Origin of the sequence: Pseudonocardia sp. WMMC193 (assembly GCF_021728735.1) — a bacterium.
Taxonomy (GTDB): domain Bacteria; phylum Actinomycetota; class Actinomycetes; order Mycobacteriales; family Pseudonocardiaceae; genus Pseudonocardia; species Pseudonocardia oroxyli.
Window position 1 is genome coordinate 6337732 of the sequence record NZ_JAKKDO010000003.1, and the last position, 17550, is coordinate 6355281.

Here is a 17550-nt window from a genome sequence, read left to right on the forward strand (position 1 = left end):
GGTGTTAGCCGCGGGCCGACCCCGACCCGGCGCCGGCGAGCAGCCGCAGCTTCTCCTGGGTCGCGTTGCCCGGTTCGGCGGTGAAGACGAGCAGGGAGTGGGACTGCTGCGGGTCGAGCAGCCGCTGGCAGTGCAGGTCCAGCAGACCGAGCTCGGGATGGACGAGACGTTTGACGTCGCGTGGGCGGACGCCGACCTCGTGGTCGTCCCACACCTTCCGGAACTCCGCACTCCGGGCGCCGGTGAGCTCGACGAGCCGCGCCGCCGGGGACGCCGGCCCGCGCAGTGCGACGACCCCGCGCAGGCTCGCGGCGAACATCCGGGACAGGTGGGCGTGGTCCTCGGGGGCGTAGCGCAGCCGGGTGGCGGGGTCGGTGAACCAGCGGTAGCCGATGCTGCGGGCGGGACCGCGGTAGCGGGTCCGGTCACCGGTGAGGGCGACACCGAGCGGGGTCTGGCGCAGCGTCTCCCCGAGCTCGGTGACGATCTCGGCAGGCGTGTCGACGAGGTGGTCGAGGATGCGCAGCAGCCCGGGACTGACGGCGTCGCCGTGGGCGCCGCGGGGCGGTGCGTGGTGTCCGGCGAGCCGGAAGAGGTGGTCACGCTCGTCGGGGGACAGGTGCAGGCCCTGTGCGAGGGAGGCGATCATCCGCTCGGAGGGGTGCGGCCCGCGCTGCCGCTCGAGGCGGGTGTAGTAGTCGGTGGACATGTGGCAGAGCGCGGCCACCTCCTCCCGGCGCAGCCCGGCGGTCCTGCGGCGCGTGCCCCGCGCGAGCCCGACGTCCTCGGGTTGCAGGGACGCGCGGCGGCGCCGCAGGAACTCCGCCAGTCCGGCCCGGTCGATCACACCCGCCCCCCGTCGCCCGTGCTGCGGGCGTCCTCCCTTCCTGTCTACGCGGTGGGCGGGCGTCGAACGGTCACCCGTTCGGGCGTTTTCCGTGGTTTGTCCGGCTGGCCGACGGGTGTGCGGTCAGCCGATCAGCCTGTCGAGCGTGATCGGGAGGTCGCGCACGCGGATGCCGGTGGCGTTGTGGACGGCGTTCCCGACCGCGGCGGAGCTGCCGACGTTGCCGAGCTCGCCGAGCCCGCGGGCCCCGGCCGAGCTGAAGGCGGTGTCGGAGTAGTCGAGCCAGCCGACGTCGATGGCGGGGATGTCGGCGTTCACGGCCACCAGGTAGTCGGCGAGGTTGCCGGAGGCGAAGCGGCCGTCCTCCTCGATGGGGTTCGCCTCCAGGAGCGCGCCGCCGATGCCGAAGACGATGCCCCCGACGAGCTGGCTGCGCGCCGTGCGGGCGCTGATGACGCGCCCGACGTCGAAGACGCTGGTGAACCGGGTGACCCGGATCTCGCCGGTGAACCGGTTGACCCGCACCTCGCAGAAGTGCGCGCCGAAACCGTTCGCGGCGAGGTTCCCCGCGGCCGGCAGTGGCGGCGGCGGGGTGACCTCGACCGCGGGCAGCCGGGCGAGGGCGAGCAGCTCGGCGAACGAGGCGGAGTCGCTGCCCACCTCGATCCGGCCCTGCCGGTAGGCCAGCGTGGCGGGGTCGCGGCCGTGGAACGGCGATCCGGTGGTCTGGACGGCGAGGTCGGTCAGCGCCGTGATCAGCGCCTGCGCGGCCGTCTGGATCGCGGGCGCCAGCATGCTGGTGCCCCGCGACCCGACGGCCGCCCCGCCCAGCGGCAGGCTGGAGTCGCCCAGCTCGGGCGTGATCTGCGCGATCGGCACGCCGAGCGCGTCGGAGGCCGCGATGGAGACCATCGTGTACGTCCCGGTGCCGAGGTCGGGGGTCGAGGCCGACACCACGACGGTCCCGTCGTCCCGCATCCGCATCCGCACCTGGGTCGGGGTGGCGTGGGCGGGGTAGACCGCGCTCGCCATCCCGACCCCGAACGCCCAGTCGCCCTCGACGCGGGCGCCGGGGACCGGATTGCGGTCGCCCCACCCGAAGCGCTCGGCCCCGATGCGGTAGCAGTCGGCCAGACGCCTGCTCGTCCACGCCTGCCCGGTGACGGGCACGACCGTCGGCTCGTTGCGCAGCCGCAGCTCCACCGGGTCCATCTCCAGCGCGACGGCGAGCTCGTCCATCGCGGTCTCCAGGGCGAACGCGCCGGGGGCCTCGTCCGGGGCGCGCATCGCCCGCGTGGCGGGGGTGTCCAGCTCGACCAGCCGCTGGTCCATGGCGAGGTTGCGGGTGCGGTAGAGGACGCCGCTCGTCTGGGCCGCGGGTGCGGTGGGCCAGCCGCCGACCGCGGACATCTCGGAGGCGCTGTCGTGCGCGAGCGCGGTGAGGGTGCCGTCGCGGTCGGCGCCGAGCCGGACCCGCTGGGTGATCAGCGGCCGGTGCCCGGCGAGGACCATGCTCTGCTCCCGGGTCAGCACCAGCCGGACCGGGCGGCCCAGCTCGCGGGCCGCCACCGCGGCGAGCGCGGCGTCGCTCCAGGCCGGCACCTTGGACCCGAAACCGCCGCCGACGAAGGTGCTGATCACCCGGACCCGGTCCGGGGTCACCCCGACCCGCGTCGCGAGCATGAGCGCGAACAGCGGGGGGACGTGGCACCCGGAGTACACGGTGAGGTGGTCGTTCTGCCACACCGCGGTGGTGTTCTGCGGCTCGAGCGGCACGTGGCTCTGCGGCTGCTGGGTGAACGCGGCGTCCACCACCACCGCGCTCGCGCTCAGCGCGGCGTCGATCGAGGCCACGCCGGGCGCGAGCACCGTCGGGTTGACCGGTGCGCCCTCCTCCAGCGGGAACACGGGCACCCCCGGCAGGCCCGCGGACAGGGAGGTCCGGGCGGGCGTCTCGTCGTACTCGGCGGTGACCAGCGCGGCCGCGTCGCGGGCCTGCTCCGGGGTCTCGGCCACCACGACGCCGATGACCTGGCCGCGGAAGCGCACCTCCGGGTCCTGCAGCACCGCGTAGTTCTCGACCATGACGTTCGGCACGGGGTAGAGCCGCGGCGCCGCGAACGGGGTGTAGACCGCGAGCACGCCCGGGGCGCCGCGGGCGTCGTCGACGTTCATCGACCGGACCCGGCCGCGGCTGATCGCGCTCACCACGACGTGGGCGTGGGCGAGCCGGTCGAGGGGGTGGTCGGCGGAGTAGCGGGCCGCGCCGGTCACCTTCAACCTACCGTCGACCCGGGCGATGTCGCTGCCGATCGGAGTGCTCACGACCGACCTCCCAGGGTCACGAGGGCGCGCACCAGGGTGCGGCGCAGCAGGGCCGGCTTGAACACGTTGTGCGGCAGGGTGCGGGCGTCCTCGGCCACCGACGCGACGACGGCCTCGTAGGTGTCGGGGGTGGCGGTGCGACCGACCAGCGCCTGTTCCACCGCGCCGAGCCGCCAGGGACGGGTCCCGACCCCGCCTGCCGCGACCCGGGCGCCGCGGATGCGGGCGCCGTCCAGGTCGAGCGCGACCGCGACGGACGTCAACGCGAATTCGTAGGACTGACGGTCGCGGATCTTCAGGTACAGCGAGCGGGACGCCCACGGCAGCGGGGGCACGGTCAGCCCGGTGATCAGCTCACCCGGCCGCAGGTCGTTCTCGACCTGCGGGGTCTGGCCGGGCAGCCGGTAGAAGTCCGCGAGTGCGACGGTGCGGTCGCCGTCCCGGCCCTCCAGGTGTACCCGGGCGTCGAGCGCGACGAGGGCGACCGCGACGTCGCTCGGGTGCGTGGCCACGCACGCCTCGCTGGTGCCCAGCACGGCGTGCATGCGGTTGTGCCCGGTCAGCGCGGCGCAGCCGCTGCCCGGTGTGCGCTTGTTGCAGGGCGTGGTCAGGTCCCGGAAGTAGCTGCACCGGGTGCGCTGCAACAGGTTGCCGCCCATGCTGGCCATGTTGCGCAGCTGTGGTGAGGCGCTGAGCTCGAGGGCCTGGCTGATCATCGGGAAGCCGGTGCGGACCGCCTGGTCCGCCGCCACGTCGCTCATCCGCTCGAGCGCGCCGATGTGCAGGCCGTCGGAGTCGACGGTGATGCCGTCGAAGGGGAGCCGGTTGATGTCGACCACCCTCGATGGGGCCAGCACCTCGAGCTTCATCAGGTCGACCAGGGTGGTGCCGCCCGCGAGGTAGGCGCTGCCCGCGTGCGCCTCGGCCAGGGCTCCGCGCACCGATCCGGGCCGGGTGAAGTCGTAGGGTCGCATCAGCCCATCGCCTCCCGCCCGGACCGGACGGCGTCGACGATGAACGGGTAGGCGCTGCACCGACAGATGTTGCCGGACATGCCTTCGCGGATCTGCTCGTCCGAGCCCGCCCGCCCCTCCTGCACCAGGGACACCGCCGACATGATCTGTCCGGGGGTGCAGAAGCCGCACTGGAAGCCGTCGTGGTCGAGGAAGGCCTGCTGCATGGGGTGCAGCTCGTCGCCGTCGGCGAGGCCCTCGATCGAGGTCACCTCGGTGCCGTCCACGGCCGCCGCCAGCGTCAGGCACGACAGCACCCGGCGCCCGTCGACCTGGACGGTGCACGCGCCGCACTGGCCGCGGTCGCAGCCCTTCTTCGTGCCGGTCAGCGCGAGCGGTTCACGCAGCGTGTCGAGCAGGGTCGCGCGCGGGTCGGTCTCCAACCGGACCCGGTCGCCGTTCACCCGCAGGGTGAGCTCGACCAGGTTCTGGCCGGGGGTCGTCACGGTCGGAGTGGTCACGTTCTCGACGACGCGCGGCGTCACGACCACCGCCGCCCCGGCCGCGACCGCACCGGCACCGCCGAGGAACCACCTGCGGGACAGTCCCCGCGTTCCGCGCGGACCGTCTCCTGATCGATCGGGTGGGGGCATGGCTACTCCTGACGCACGGGCACGGGTGTGCAGGGGTTCGGGAACGGCGCATCCCTCCGCGGAGGGCGGCCACGCGATCGATGCTGGCGAGATCAGGAGGGCTCAACCAGGGATCGACGATCCGCCCCTTCAGCAGATCCTCAGCAGATCCGGCCGGGGGAGGGGCGCACCACGGCCGTGGCCGTGGGGAGGGAATGCTCAACAGCCCGAACAACGGGCCGGGCATGCACGGGATCGACCCGTGTGATTCGTGCGTGTGTGTCCGAGGGGGGACTTGAACCCCCACCCCCTACTCGGGGACTAGCACCTCAAGCTAGCGCGTCTGCCATTCCGCCACTCGGACCTCACCGGGCGCTGCCCGGTGCGACGGGGAAAGCATAGCGGAGCGGTTCGGGGGGCCTGCAGGTGGTAGGAACATGGTCATGACCGGCCCTGTCACCGCTGCTGACGAGGTGGTCGAGCTGTGCTCGGACCTCATCCGCATCGACACGTCCAACACCGGCGACCCGACGACCGTGGTGGGGGAGCGCGCGGCCGCCGAGTACGTCGCCGCGAAGCTGTCCGAGGTCGGCTACGAGGTCGAGGTCCTGGACTCCGGCGCCCCCGGGCGCAGCAACGTCTTCGCCCGCCTGGCGGGGGCCGACCCGAGCCGCGGCGCGCTGCTCGTCCACGGCCACCTCGACGTCGTCCCCGCCGAGCCGAGCGAGTGGTCGGTGCACCCGTTCTCCGGCGCGGTGCAGGACGGCTTCGTGTGGGGCCGCGGCGCGGTCGACATGAAGGACATGGTCGCGATGACGATCGCCGTCGCGCGGCGGTTCAAGCGCGAGGGCTACGTGCCGCCGCGGGACATCGTGTTCGCGTTCCTGGCGGACGAGGAGGCGGGCGGCGCCTACGGGTCGCAGTGGCTGGTGAAGAACCGGCCGGACCTGTTCGAGGGGTGCACCGAGGCCGTCGGGGAGGTGGGCGGGTTCTCCCTGACCCTGGCCGAGGACCAGCGCGTCTACCTGATCGAGACGGCCGAGAAGGGCATGGCCTGGATGCGGCTGCGGGCCAAGGGCAGGCCCGGCCACGGCTCGTTCCTGCACGACGACAACGCCGTCACGATCCTGTCCGAGGCGGTCGCGCGGCTGGGCAACCACCGCTTCCCGCTGGTCATGACCGACACCGTGCGGGCCTTCGCGGACTCGGTGCGCGAGCTGACCGGCATGGAGTTCCCGGACTCCGACATCGAGGGCGCCTTCGCCAAGCTCGGCCCGGTCGCCCGCATGGTCGGCGCGACCGTCCGGGACACGGCCAACCCGACGATGCTCAGCGCCGGCTACAAGGCGAACGTCATCCCGTCGACGGCCGAGGCCACGGTCGACTGCCGCGTGCTCCCGGGCCGCCGAGACGCCTTCTTGGCGGAGGTCGACGAGCTGCTGGGGCCGGACGTCACGCGCGAGTGGATCCAGGACCTCCCCGGCCTGGAGACCGAGTTCGACGGCCCGCTGGTGGACGCCATGGCCGCCGCCCTGCGCACCGAGGACCCGACGGCCCGGACCGTGCCCTACATGCTCTCCGGCGGCACCGACGCCAAGGCCTTCAGCGAGCTGGGCATGCGCTGCTTCGGGTTCGCCCCGCTGCGCCTGCCCCCGGACCTGGACTTCGCCTCGCTGTTCCACGGCATCGACGAGCGGGTGCCCGTGGACGCGCTGGAGTTCGGCGCCCGGGTCATGGACACCTTCCTGCGGAACGTCTGATGGTCGCGCTGGTCACCGGGGGTGCGTCCGGCATCGGTGCCGCCGCCGCCCGCAGGCTCGCCGCGGCGGGCGAGCACGTCCTGATCGTCGACCGGGCGCCCGCCGAGGAGCTCGCCCGCGAGCTGGGCGGGTCGTCGCACGTCGCGGACGTCACCGATCCGGAGGCGGTGGCCGCGGCCGTCGCGGCCGCCGAGGAGATCGGCCCGCTGCGCACGGTGCTGCTGAACGCCGGCATCACCTCCGGCCAGTCCGGGGTCGAGGACCTCGACCTCGCAGGCTACCGGGCGATCATGGGCGTGAACGTGGACCACGTGGTCTTCGGCACGGCCGCCGCGGTGCCCGCGCTCACGCGGGCGGGCGGCGGCCGCATCGTCGCGACGGCGAGTCTGGCCGGCCTGGTGGGCATGCCCGGGGACGCCCTGTACACGGCGTCGAAGCACGCCGTCGTCGGGTACGTGCGGTCGGCCGCGGCGGCGCTGGCGCCGCGCGGGATCACGATCAACGCCGTCTGTCCCGGGTTCGCCGACACCCCGCTGATCGTGGAGCAGAAGGCGCAGTTCGGGGACTTCCCGCTGCTCACCGCCGAGGACGTCGCGGACGCGATCGAGGCGATCCTGGAGCGCGGCGAGCCGGGGGAGTGCTGGTTCGTGCAGCCGGGCCGGGACCCGGCCCCCTACGGCTTCCGCGGCGTCCCCGGCCCGAAGGGCTCCGCCGCCCCACCCCCGCTGACCTGGGAACACTGACCGCATCGTGGAGCCACAACCGTCGTTTCGGTCCCCGAAGACGACAGTGGTGGCTCCACGACGCCGGGGGTCAGTAGGAGAGTTCGGGGAGCATGTGTTTGGTGCGCTTGCGGCGCAGCCACACCTTGCGGACGCCGCCGGGGTACAGCCGCACCCTGGAGAGCTCCCACCCCGCGTACTCGGCCTGGATCGCCAGGCGCACCGCCGCCGTCATCCGCGGCACGTCGCCGTCGATGCGGAGGGGTCGGTACTCCCAGTCCCCCTCCACGGTGATATTCCCGTCGGGATCGACGGCCTCCACAGAACCGGTCGCCACCGGTCACCTCCCGCCGTGCTCGCGCCCCCCGGTGAACCGGGGGTTACACGAAGCCACCATACGGAAATCACGGGGTGCTGACATCGTCCAGCGCCGCCCGGATCTCCGGCGGCAGCGTGATCTTCTCCGTCGCCAGGGACGCGGCCAGCTGCGCCGCGTCCCGAGCCCCGACGACGGCCGCCGCCACGCCCGGCCGGTCCCGCACCCAGGCCAGGGCGACCGCGAGGGGCGAGGTCCCGAGCCCGTCCGCCGCCGTGAGCACGGACTGGACGATCCGGGCGCTGCGCTCGTTGCGCCGTGCCTCGACGTAGGCGGCGAGGTTCGGCGAGCCGGCCCGCGAGTCCGAGGGGGTGCCGTCGGTGTACTTGCCGGTCAGCACGCCGCGACCGAGCGGTGCCCACGCCAGCAGCCCGAGCCCGTGGTGGCGGGCCGCGGGTAGCAGCTCGCGCTCGGCCGAACGGGTCAGCAGCGAGTACTCGACCTGCACCGACACCGGCGCGACCAGGTTCCCGACGGACCGCGCGCGCTCGGCCACGGTGGCCAGCTGCCAGCCCGACGGCGCGACCAGACCGGCGTAGCGCACCTTGCCGGCGAGCACCGCGACCTGGATCGCGGACAGCGTCTCCTCCAGGGGCACGTGGGTGTCCCAGCCGGGGAGCTGCCAGAGGTCGAGGTGGTCGGTGCGCAGCCTGCGCAGCGTCGCGTCGAGCCCGCGGAGCAGGGCGCCGCGCGCCGAGCCCTCGCCGAGGGCCCCGCCCGCGGGGGTGCCGCGCGCGGCGATCACGACGTCCTCCCGGGCGACCAGGCCGTCCGCGAGGTGCCCGCCGAGGACCTGCTGCGCGGTGCCGTCGCCGTAGACGTCCGCGGTCTCGACGAGCGTGCCGCCCGCCTCGGTGAAGGCGAGGAGCTGCTCGCCCGCGCCGTCCGCGTCCGTGTCCTCGCCCCAGGTCATGGTGCCCAGCCCGATCCGGGAGACCTGCAGACCCGATCCGCCGACCCTCCTGCGCTGCACGGGGGGAGCGTGCCATCCGGGGGTGCGGGCGAGGTCGGCCACCCCGCTGCCGCTACGGTGACGCTCCGTGAGCTGGCTTGAGGTCATCGTCCTGGGGCTCGTCCAAGGACTCACCGAGTTCCTGCCGATCTCGTCCTCCGGCCACCTGCGGATCGTCTCCGGCGTGTTCTTCGGCCACGACCCGGGCGCCGCGTTCACCGCCGTCACCCAGATCGGCACCGAGCTCGCGGTGATCGTCTACTTCGCCAAGGACATCGGGAACCTCGTCGTCACCTGGTTCCGCGGCCTGCGAGACCCCGAGGTGCGCGCGACGCAGGAGTACCGGATGGCCTGGATGGTGATCATCGGGACCATCCCCATCGGCGTGCTGGGCATGCTGTTCAAGGACCAGATCGAGACGGTCGCGCGCAACCTGTGGCTCATCGCGACCACGCTCGTCGTGTTCGGCGTGCTGCTCGGCCTCGCCGAGCGCTTCGGCACGCAGGAGCGCCCGGTCGAGAAACTGACCATGCGGGACGGCATCATCCTCGGCTTCGCGCAGGCCATGGCCCTGATCCCGGGCGTCTCGCGGTCCGGCGGCACGATCACCGTCGGGCTGTTCCTCGGCCTGCAGCGGGCCGCGGCGGTGCGGTTCTCGTTCCTGCTCGCCATCCCGGCGGTGTTCGCGTCCGGGCTGTTCACCCTCCCGGACGTCTTCGCGGGCGACGGGCCCAGCCCGTTCCAGATGATCGTCGCCGTCGTCGTGGCGGGCGTCGTCGGGTACGCGGTGATCGCCTGGCTGCTCAAGTTCGTCGAGAAGAACACCGTCTACGTGTTCGTGGCCTACCGGATCGCCCTCGGCGTGGCCCTGATGGCGGCACTGGCGATCGGCGCCGTCTCCGCCACGTAGGGTCGAGTCCGTGCCCACCTTGATCCTCGTCCGCCACGGCCGTTCGACGTCCAACACGTCCGGCGTGCTCGCGGGCCGCACGGCCGGGGTGGAGCTGGACGACAAGGGCCGCGGCCAGGCCGAGCAGCTCGTGGAGCGGCTCGCTCCGGTCCCGATCGCCGCGATCGTCACCTCGCCGCTGACCCGGTGCGCGCAGACGGTCGAGCCGCTGGCGAAGGCCCGCGGGCTGGACCCGTCGGTGGAGCCGGACCTCACCGAGGTGGACTACGGCGAGTGGACCGGTCGCGAGCTCAAGGACCTGGCGAAGGAGGACCTCTGGCGGGTCGTCCAGGCGCACCCGTCCGCGGCGGTCTTCCCGGGTGGGGAGGGGCTGGCGCAGATGCAGTGCCGCGCCGTCGCCGCCATCCGGCGCTGGGACCGGCGGATCGCCGAGGAGCACGGGCCGAACGCCGTCTGGGTCGCGTGCAGCCACGGGGACCCGATCAAGTCCGTCGTGGCCGACGCGATGGCCACCCACCTGGACAACTTCCAGCGGATCGTCGTCGACAACTGCTCCCTCTCGGTGATCACCTACACCCCGACGCGGCCGTTCGTGGCCCGGGTGAACGACGTCGGCGGGGACGTCGCCGCGCTGATCCCGAAGAAGGACGAGAAGCCCGCCGAGGAGGCCGTGGTCGGCGGGTCCACAGGGGCCTGACCACGACCTGGTCATACCGGGGTGCCGGTGGCCGTCGCGTGGCCTAGTCTGGATATCGCCATGTCACGCGTCATCCACGTCTTCCGTCAGCCCGAGCGGTTCGTCGCCGGGACCGTCGGCGAGCCCGGGGACCGGGCCTTCTACCTGCAGGCCGTCGAGGAGGCGCGCACCATCAGCGTGCTGTTGGAGAAACAGCAGGTGTCGGTGCTCGCCGAGCGCATCGAGGCGTTGCTGACCGAGGTCGAGCGCCGGTTCGGTGGCGACGCGGGGCCCGCCGCCGCGGTCGCGCCGTCGGGGCCGTCCTCGGACAACGACCCGCTCGCGGTGCCGCTCGAGGAGGAGTTCCGGGTCGGCACCATGGGCCTGGGGTGGGACGCCGACAGCAGGTCCATCGTGGTGGAGCTGCTCGCGGTCACCGAGGAGGAGGTCGACGAGTCCGTCGTCCTCGACGACACCGACGAGGGGCCGGACGCGTTGCGGGTGTTCCTGTCCCCGACGCAGGCCAAGGCCTTCGCGGACCGGGCCGAGAAGGTCGTCTCCGCCGGCCGGGCCCCGTGCCCGCTGTGCGCGGAGCCGCTCGACCCGCAGGGTCACGTCTGCGTGCGGCTCAATGGGTTCCACCAGCGCTCGCCGATGGGCGCGACCGGCGACGAAGCGGCCGAGTAGTACGGCCTTGACCGGACACACCGGACCCGACCTGCGCGATCCCGAGATCCTCGAGGTGCTCCGACGCGGTCGGATCGAGGTCACCGGGCGGATGGTCGCCGCCTCCAACGCCACCCTGTTCGGCACCATCGCCGCCCATGGGCACACCTTCGAGTGCGTGTACAAGCCGGTGCGCGGCGAACGCCCGCTGTGGGACTTCCCCGACGGCACGCTCGCCGGCCGCGAGATCGCGTCCTACCTGGTCAGCGAGGCCGCCGGGCTGCACGTCGTGCCCCCGACCGTGCTGCGGGACGGACCGTTCGGCCCGGGCATGGTCCAGGCCTGGGTGGACACCGAGACCACCGAGGACCTCGTGGACGTGTGCTCGCCCAAGGAGATCAAGCCCGGCTGGAAGGGCGTCCTGCGCGCGCGGGACGACGACGGCGCACCCGCCGTGCTGGTCCACGCGGACGACCCGCGGCTGCGTGCCATGGCCGTGTTCGACGTCGTCGCCAACAACGCCGACCGCAAGGGCGGGCACGTCCTGGCGGGCGACGACGGCCGGGTCTACGGCGTGGACCACGGGCTGACCATGCACACCGAGGACAAGCTCCGCACCGTGCTGTGGGGGTGGGTCGGCGAGGAGCTGTCCGAGGCGGAGATCGAGGCGCTCGGCAGGCTGCGCGCCGAGCTGGCGGGCGACCTGGAGGACCGGTTGGGCCCGCACATCACCCTGTCCGAGATCCGGGCCCTGACCGAGCGGGTGGACCTCATGCTCGCGGTCCCGCTCTTCCCCGAGCCCTCCGGCTACGGCCCGGCCATCCCCTGGCCTGCGTTCTAGAGACCGTCGCCAGCGCGACCAGACCGAGCACGCAGGCCCCGACCAGGAACCACGCCGGGGACAGCGCGTTCCCGGTGGCGCTGATCAGCCAGGTCGCGATGTAGGCGGCGGTGCCGCCCGCGGCGACCGTCGCCAGGTTGAACGCCAGCGCCACCCCGGTCAGCCGGACGGGCGTGGGGAACAGCGCCGGGAACAGCGGCGCCGTGCCGACCTGGATCAGCGGGGTGCCCAGCGCGAACAGCAGGTACGCCACCGCGGCCACGGCGAGACCGTGCCCGGACATCAGCGCGAGCGCGGGGTAGGCGGCGCCCGCGGTGAGCAGCAGCCCCGCGAGCACGATCCGCCTGCTGCCGAAGCGGTCCACGAGCAGCCCGGCCACCGGCATCAGCAGCGCGACGACGGTGATCACCCCGGCCGTCGTCCACGCCACCGCGGCCTGGCCGTACCCGCCCTGTCGGACCAGGTGGATGCCGATGTAGGTCAGCACCATGTAGCCGCCCGCGTTCTGCGCGAGGCCCAGGCCGAACACCTGCAGCAGCGGCTTCGGGTGGTGGCGCAGCACCGTGCGGAACGGGGTGCGCGCGACCTCGGCCTGCTCGGCGAACTCCTCGGTGTCCGCGATCCGGGTCCGCGTCCAGAGGCAGAACAGCAGCAGCGGCAGGCCGAGCAGGAACGGGATCCGCCAGCCCCACGCGCTCATCTGCTCGGGTGTGGTCAGCCCGGCGGTGGCCCCGACGGCGATCGCGGCCAGCGCGAACCCGCCGTTGCAGCCCACCGCGACGAAGGAGGCACCCAGCCCCTTCCGCTCCCGGCCGACGGTCTCGTAGACGTAGGTCAGCGCGCCGCCGAGCTCACCGCCGGCGGAGAAGCCCTGCACGAGCCGGGCCAGCACCAGCAGCACCGGCGCGAGCAGCCCGGCCATCGCGTAGGTGGGCAGGAAGGCCATCAGCAGTGTGCCGACGCCCATGAGCAGCACGGACAGCAGCAACGCGCGCTTGCGGCCGTGTCGGTCCCCGATGCGGCCGAGCACGATGCCGCCGATCGGTCGCATGAAGTAGGCGGAGGCGAACACGGCGAGGCTCGCCAGCAGCGCGGCGGTGGGGTCGTCGCCCGGGAAGAACAGCGGGCTCACGACAACCGCGAGGTAGGCGTAGACGGTCAGGTCGTAGTACTCGACGACGGTCCCGACGGCGGCGGCGAGGACTCCCCGCCGTCGGGTCTTCGCGTCGGTACGGACTTCGGTGCTGGCGGTCACGAGACGTCTCCGACCTCTGTGTGGAAGAACGCGGCGAGCGGACGGTAGCCGCTGAACATGTACATGTTCAAGAGCGCTCTGACCGGTCGATCACGGGCCTTGATCGCGAATATGTACATGTTAGGGTCGCGACTGAAGCTAGGAGGCGCGATGAAGCCCACCCGTCCCCCCGCCGCGTCCGTCGCCGAGCACTACCGGCGCATCGGCGCCTGGCGGGACGTGCCCGTCGGACACCACCTCGCCCGTGCCGCGGCGCTCTGGCCGGAGGCGCTCGCGGTGGTCGACGGAGACCGCAGGCTCACCTTCGCCGACATCGCCCGCGAGACCGAGGCCGTCGCCGCCGGACTGCACGCCCGAGGCGTGGGCCCGGGCGACGTGGTGTCCTTCCAGCTGCCCAACCGGGCCGAGGCGGTGGTGCTCTTCCAGGCGATCATGCGGCTCGGCGCCGTCGCGAACCCGATCGTGCCGATCTACCGGGGCCGCGAGCTGCGGTTCATCCTCGGCCAGGCCCGCACGACGGTCGCGGTCGTCCCGGGCGAGTACCGCGGCGTCGACTACCCGGAGCTCTACGCGAGCCTGCGCGCCGACCTCCCCGACCTGCGGCACGTCGTCTCGCTGGACGACTGGGAAGAGCTGCGCGGCGATCCCGTCGCGGTCCCCGCCACGGACCCGGACCCGGACTCCGTCTGTCTGCTGCTCTACACCTCCGGCACGACCGCGGACCCCAAGGGCGCACTGCACAGCCACAACACGCTGCTGTTCGAGAACCGCTCGATGGTCGAGGCCTTCGGGCTCAACGAGCGCGACGTGGTGTTCAACCCGTCTCCGGTCACCCACATCACCGGCGTGAACTGCGCGCTCACCCTGCCCTTCCTCACCGGCGGGCCGGTCGTGCTGATGGACCGATGGGACCCGGCCGAGGCGCTCGCGTCGATCACGGCCGAGGGCGCCACCTACATGATCTTCTCGACGCCGTTCCTCTCCGGACTGGTCGCCGAGGCCGAGAAGGCGCAGGTCGACACCCCGTCGATCCGCTACATCGTGTGCGGCGGCGCGGACATCCCGGACGAGCTGGCCCGCCGGGCCGGGCGCCTCGGCGTGATCACCCGGATGTACGGGGCGACCGAGGGCCCGTCGGTCACGGCGTCGAACCGCTGGGACGACGTGGCCGTGCGGACCCGTAGCGACGGGATCCCGATCGCGCCCACGCAGGTGCGGGTCGACGAGCGGGGCGAGGTGCTCTGGCGCGGTCCGGACACCTGCCTCGGCTACCTGGACGACACGCTGAACGAGGCCGCGTTCACCGAGGACGGCTGGTTCCGGACCGGCGACCTCGCCCGGTTCGACGCCGACGGGGCGATCCACATCGTCGGGCGGATCAAGGACATCGTCAACCGCTCCGGCGAGAAGATCAGCACGTACGAGGTGGAGAACCTGCTCGGCGAGCACCCCGCGGTGGCGGAGGTCGCCGTCGTCGCGGGCCCGGACCCGCGGACGGGGGAGCGGGGCTGCGCGTTCGTCGTCACGGCCCCGGGAGCCACCCTCACCCTCGACGAGGTGACCGCCCACCTGCGCGCCCGCGAGGTCGCGGTGCAGAAGATCCCGGAGAGCCTGTTCCTGGTGGACGTGCTGCCGCGCACCGCCAGCGGCAAGATCCAGAAGTTCGCGCTGCGGGCGTGGGTGTCGGACCGTGACACCGTGCCGCAGCAGATGGCGGGAACCACCGTCCGGGCGAGCGAGGAGCGCTAGATGGCACGGCTGGAGTCCACCGAGCACGTCCACGTGAGCAGACCCGAGCCCGGCGTCGCGGTGCTGGAGCTGGCCCGGGGGGCGGTCAACGCCCTCGACCACGCCACCTACGCGGAGCTGGGCCGGGTCTGGGACGCGGTGTCCGCCGACGAGGAGATCCGCGCCGTCGTGCTGACCGGCCGCGGCGACGTGTTCTGCGCGGGCAACGACCTGAACGACTTCGCGGTCCTGGACGGCGCCTCGGCCGAGGCCTACATGCAGACCGTGCGCCGCAGCTTCGCGGCGCTGCTGGAGTGCGCGGTGCCGGTGATCGCGGCGGTCCACGGTGCCGCGCTGGGCAGTGGACTGGGCCTGGTCGCGTCGGCGGACCTGGTGGTGGCCTCGGAGCGGGCGACCTTCGGGCTGCCCGAGATGACCGTCGGCGTGCTCGGCGGCGGCCGGTTCACCGCGCGGATGCTGCCGGAGCAGGCGATGCGGCGGATGTTCTTCACCGCCGAACCGGTCGACGCCCGCACCTTCGCCGCGTGGGGCGCCCCGGTCGAGGTCGTGGCGCACGAGGACCTGCGGCCCGCGGCGCTGCGGCTCGCGCGGTCGGTCGCCGCCAAGGACCGCTCCGCGGTGATCCTCGCCAAGCAGTCGCTCAACGGGTGCGAGCCGCTCGACCTGCAGGCGGGCTACCGGTTCGAGCAGACCTTCACGGTACGCATGATCGAGAGGAGGTCGGGATGAGCTTCGCCGAGCAGTGCCGTGCCTGGCTGGCGGCCGAGGCGGGCCCCCGGCAGGCGGAGGCACCCTCGTACGCGATCTTCCACGACCGCACGGACGCCGAGGAGCGCGCGCTGCTGCAGCGCTGCCGGGAGTGGCAGGCCCGCCGGGTGGACGCCGGCTTCGGCGCGATCACCTGGGGTCCCGAGTGGGGTGGGCCGGGCCTGACCGCGGCGCACGAGCGGGAGTACGCGGCGATCGAGGCGGAGTACGCAGTGCCGGAGCGGCACGAGACCCTGCAGGTCACCGTGGACCTGGTCGCCCCGACCGTGCACCTGCTCGGCACCGCGGCGCAGCGCGAGCGGTTCGTCCGCCCGTTCCTGCGCGGGGACCTGCTGTGCTGCCAGCTCTTCTCCGAGCCGGGCGCGGGCTCCGACCTGGCGTCGCTGTCCACCCGCGCGGTCCGCACCGAGGACGGCTGGAGGATCGACGGGCAGAAGGTCTGGACCTCCGGTGCGCAGTTCGCCGAGTGGGGCCTGCTGATCGCCCGCAGCGACCCGACGGTCCGCAAGCACGCCGGGATGACGGCGTTCCTGCTGCCGATGGACACCCCCGGGGTGGAGATCCGGCCGATCCGGCAGATGTCCGGCGGCTCGACGTTCAACGAGGTCTTCCTGACCGACGTGACCGTGTCCGACGAGTACCGGCTCGGCGCGGTGGGCGAGGGCTGGAAGGTCGCCCTGACCACCCTGTCCTTCGAGCGCAGCTCCTCGGGCGGAGTGGTGTCCGCGGGCGGCGGCGTCGACGACCTGGTCCGGTCGGCCCGCGCCCGGGGCAGGGCGGACGACCCCCGGGTCCGGGTGGCGCTCGGCGAGGCCGCGGTCTACGAACGCGCCGCGGCACTGTGGAACCGGCGGATCGCCGAGCGTGAGCAGGCCGGTGCCGCACCGGGTGCGGAGGGCTCGGTCGGCAAGCTGGTGTGGACCCAGAACCTGACGCGCATCGGCCGGGTCGCGGCCGATCTGCTCGGGCCGCGGATCCTCGCCGACACCGGGGTCCCGGACACCTGGGGCTGGGCCGAACACCTGCTGGGCGCCCCCGGTTACCGGATCGCGGGCGGCTCGGACGAGATCCAGCGGACCATCATCGGCGAGCGGGCGCTCGGGCTCCCGCGCGAACCCCGGAGCGCGGGATGACCCTCGAACCCACCGGCGAGCAGCAGGACCTGCGGGACACGCTGCGCAAGTTCCTCGCCGACCTGGCGCCGGGCGAGTCGCCCTGGGCCGGGCTCGTCGAGCTGGGCCTGACCGAGATCCCGTTCGCCTCCGCGGACGGCGGGGCGGACGGCACGGTCAAGGACGCGGCCGTGGTGGTGGAGGAGCTGGGCCGGGTCCTGGCCGGAGGCCCCTACCTCGCCTCGATCGCCCTCGCCGGTTCCGTGCTCGCCACCGCGTCGGATCGTTCGGCCTTGCCGGCCCTCGCCTCGGGTGAACGGGTCGCGGCGCTGGTCAGCGGGGTGCCCGCGGTGCGCGACGGCGCTGTGCTGAGGCTCGACGGCGCGATCGACACGGTGCTCGGCGCGGACACGGCGGACGTGTTCGTCGTGGTGGCGGGCTCGGCGATCGCGGTCGTGGACGCCGCCGCGGCCGAGATCACCCCGTGGGACTCCCTCGACCTGACCCGGCCGCTGTCACGGGTGCGGTTCGCCGGGGTCGCGGCCGAGGTGGTGGGGCAGGCCCGGCCCGTCCCGGCGACGCTCGCGCTCGTCGCCGCCGAGCAACTCGGCTCGGCCCAGCGCTGCCTCGACCTCGCCGTCGAGTACGCCAGGACGCGGGAGCAGTTCGGCCGGCCGATCGGGTCGTTCCAGGCGATCAAGCACCGGCTCGCGGACCTCCACGTCGCCGTCGAGCTGGCGCGCTCCGCCGTGCTCGACGCCGTCGGCCGCCCCGAGGACGCCGTCGCCGCCGCGACCGCCCGCGTCCTCGCCACCCGCGCCTCGACCACCGCGGCGGAGGAGGCCATCCAGGTGCACGGCGGCATCGGCTTCACCTGGGAGCACGAGCTGCACCGCCACTTCCGGCGCGCCGTCGCGAACGCCCAGCTCTTCACCCCGGTCGACGACCTGCTGGAGTCCGTCGCCGCCCACCGCCTCGCCGCCCTCCCCTGACCGGGTGCGGCCCC

General features: G+C 73.4%; 17 protein-coding genes and 1 tRNA gene. 10 read left to right on the plus strand and 8 right to left on the minus strand.

Annotated elements, in window-relative coordinates:
* Nucleotides 1–4 precede the first annotated feature (4 nt).
* The 5 genes from L3X23_RS32385 to L3X23_RS32405 form a co-directional block, all read right to left on the minus strand.
* Nucleotides 5–847: a helix-turn-helix transcriptional regulator gene (locus L3X23_RS32385; RefSeq protein ID WP_237197180.1), complete on the minus strand. Its 843-nt coding sequence runs from the start codon at nucleotides 845–847 to the stop codon at nucleotides 5–7.
* A 123-nt stretch (nucleotides 848–970) separates the two neighbouring features.
* Nucleotides 971–3172 (minus strand): xanthine dehydrogenase family protein molybdopterin-binding subunit, encoded by a 2202-nt coding sequence (locus tag L3X23_RS32390; RefSeq protein ID WP_237197181.1) that lies wholly within the window; start codon nucleotides 3170–3172, stop codon nucleotides 971–973.
* Entirely contained in the window at nucleotides 3169–4146 is a 978-nt protein-coding gene (locus L3X23_RS32395; RefSeq protein ID WP_237197182.1) for a xanthine dehydrogenase family protein subunit M, read from the minus strand. Before L3X23_RS32395 ends, L3X23_RS32390 begins: the two co-directional genes overlap by 4 nt.
* On the minus strand, nucleotides 4146–4610 hold the full coding sequence (locus L3X23_RS32400; protein WP_237198185.1) for a (2Fe-2S)-binding protein: 465 nt from the start codon (nucleotides 4608–4610) through the stop codon (nucleotides 4146–4148). Before L3X23_RS32400 ends, L3X23_RS32395 begins: the two co-directional genes overlap by 1 nt.
* Nucleotides 4611–5037: 427 nt before the next feature.
* Nucleotides 5038–5121: transfer RNA gene (locus L3X23_RS32405), tRNA-Leu, on the minus strand.
* A 79-nt stretch (nucleotides 5122–5200) separates the two neighbouring features.
* Here L3X23_RS32405 and L3X23_RS32410 point away from each other — a divergent pair.
* Both L3X23_RS32410 and L3X23_RS32415 read left to right on the plus strand, forming a co-directional pair.
* Nucleotides 5201–6517 carry a M20/M25/M40 family metallo-hydrolase gene (locus tag L3X23_RS32410; protein ID WP_093087402.1) on the plus strand — a complete coding sequence of 439 codons (1317 nt, stop codon included), beginning with the start codon at nucleotides 5201–5203 and terminating at the stop codon, nucleotides 6515–6517.
* Nucleotides 6517–7260, plus strand: coding sequence for an SDR family NAD(P)-dependent oxidoreductase (locus tag L3X23_RS32415; protein ID WP_237197185.1), 744 nt, complete (start codon nucleotides 6517–6519; stop codon nucleotides 7258–7260). Before L3X23_RS32410 ends, L3X23_RS32415 begins: the two co-directional genes overlap by 1 nt.
* 70 nt (nucleotides 7261–7330) lie before the next feature.
* On the opposite strand, the gene L3X23_RS32420 is transcribed toward L3X23_RS32415, so the two are convergent.
* Both L3X23_RS32420 and L3X23_RS32425 read right to left on the minus strand, forming a co-directional pair.
* On the minus strand, nucleotides 7331–7576 hold the full coding sequence (locus L3X23_RS32420; RefSeq protein WP_093087334.1) for a DUF5703 family protein: 246 nt from the start codon (nucleotides 7574–7576) through the stop codon (nucleotides 7331–7333).
* A gap of 67 nt (nucleotides 7577–7643) precedes the next feature.
* Nucleotides 7644–8588 (minus strand): aldo/keto reductase, encoded by a 945-nt coding sequence (locus tag L3X23_RS32425; protein ID WP_237197187.1) that lies wholly within the window; start codon nucleotides 8586–8588, stop codon nucleotides 7644–7646.
* A gap of 67 nt (nucleotides 8589–8655) precedes the next feature.
* Between L3X23_RS32425 and L3X23_RS32430 the strand changes: the two genes are divergently transcribed.
* From L3X23_RS32430 to L3X23_RS32445, 4 genes are read left to right on the plus strand one after another with little or no spacing between them, the layout of a single operon-like run.
* On the plus strand, nucleotides 8656–9477 hold the full coding sequence (locus L3X23_RS32430) for an undecaprenyl-diphosphate phosphatase (protein ID WP_237197189.1): 822 nt from the start codon (nucleotides 8656–8658) through the stop codon (nucleotides 9475–9477).
* Nucleotides 9478–9487: 10 nt separating this feature from the next.
* Nucleotides 9488–10174: a histidine phosphatase family protein gene (locus tag L3X23_RS32435; protein WP_176921439.1), complete on the plus strand. Its 687-nt coding sequence runs from the start codon at nucleotides 9488–9490 to the stop codon at nucleotides 10172–10174.
* Nucleotides 10175–10234: 60 nt separating this feature from the next.
* The gene (locus L3X23_RS32440) at nucleotides 10235–10840 is read left to right on the plus strand and encodes a DUF3090 domain-containing protein (protein ID WP_093087340.1); all 606 of its coding nucleotides are present in this window, start codon (nucleotides 10235–10237) and stop codon (nucleotides 10838–10840) included.
* A 7-nt stretch (nucleotides 10841–10847) separates the two neighbouring features.
* Complete coding sequence (locus tag L3X23_RS32445; RefSeq protein WP_374204959.1) at nucleotides 10848–11660, plus strand: SCO1664 family protein; 813 nt, start codon at nucleotides 10848–10850, stop codon at nucleotides 11658–11660.
* On the opposite strand, the gene L3X23_RS32450 is transcribed toward L3X23_RS32445, so the two are convergent.
* Nucleotides 11590–12915 carry an MFS transporter gene (locus tag L3X23_RS32450; protein ID WP_237197191.1) on the minus strand — a complete coding sequence of 442 codons (1326 nt, stop codon included), beginning with the start codon at nucleotides 12913–12915 and terminating at the stop codon, nucleotides 11590–11592. The genes L3X23_RS32445 and L3X23_RS32450 overlap by 71 nt on opposite strands.
* A 150-nt stretch (nucleotides 12916–13065) precedes the next feature.
* Between L3X23_RS32450 and L3X23_RS32455 the strand changes: the two genes are divergently transcribed.
* Genes L3X23_RS32455 through L3X23_RS32470 form a run of 4 tightly spaced genes read left to right on the plus strand, consistent with a single transcriptional unit; the run spans nucleotide 13066 to nucleotide 17536 of the window.
* Complete coding sequence (locus tag L3X23_RS32455) at nucleotides 13066–14664, plus strand: AMP-binding protein (protein WP_237197194.1); 1599 nt, start codon at nucleotides 13066–13068, stop codon at nucleotides 14662–14664.
* Complete coding sequence (locus tag L3X23_RS32460) at nucleotides 14665–15393, plus strand: enoyl-CoA hydratase-related protein (RefSeq protein WP_237197197.1); 729 nt, start codon at nucleotides 14665–14667, stop codon at nucleotides 15391–15393.
* Complete coding sequence (locus tag L3X23_RS32465; RefSeq protein ID WP_237197199.1) at nucleotides 15390–16565, plus strand: acyl-CoA dehydrogenase family protein; 1176 nt, start codon at nucleotides 15390–15392, stop codon at nucleotides 16563–16565. The genes L3X23_RS32460 and L3X23_RS32465 overlap by 4 nt, the downstream gene beginning before the upstream one ends.
* Nucleotides 16562–17536 carry an acyl-CoA dehydrogenase family protein gene (locus L3X23_RS32470; RefSeq protein ID WP_237197202.1) on the plus strand — a complete coding sequence of 325 codons (975 nt, stop codon included), beginning with the start codon at nucleotides 16562–16564 and terminating at the stop codon, nucleotides 17534–17536. The genes L3X23_RS32465 and L3X23_RS32470 overlap by 4 nt, the downstream gene beginning before the upstream one ends.
* Nucleotides 17537–17550: the final 14 nt, after the last annotated feature.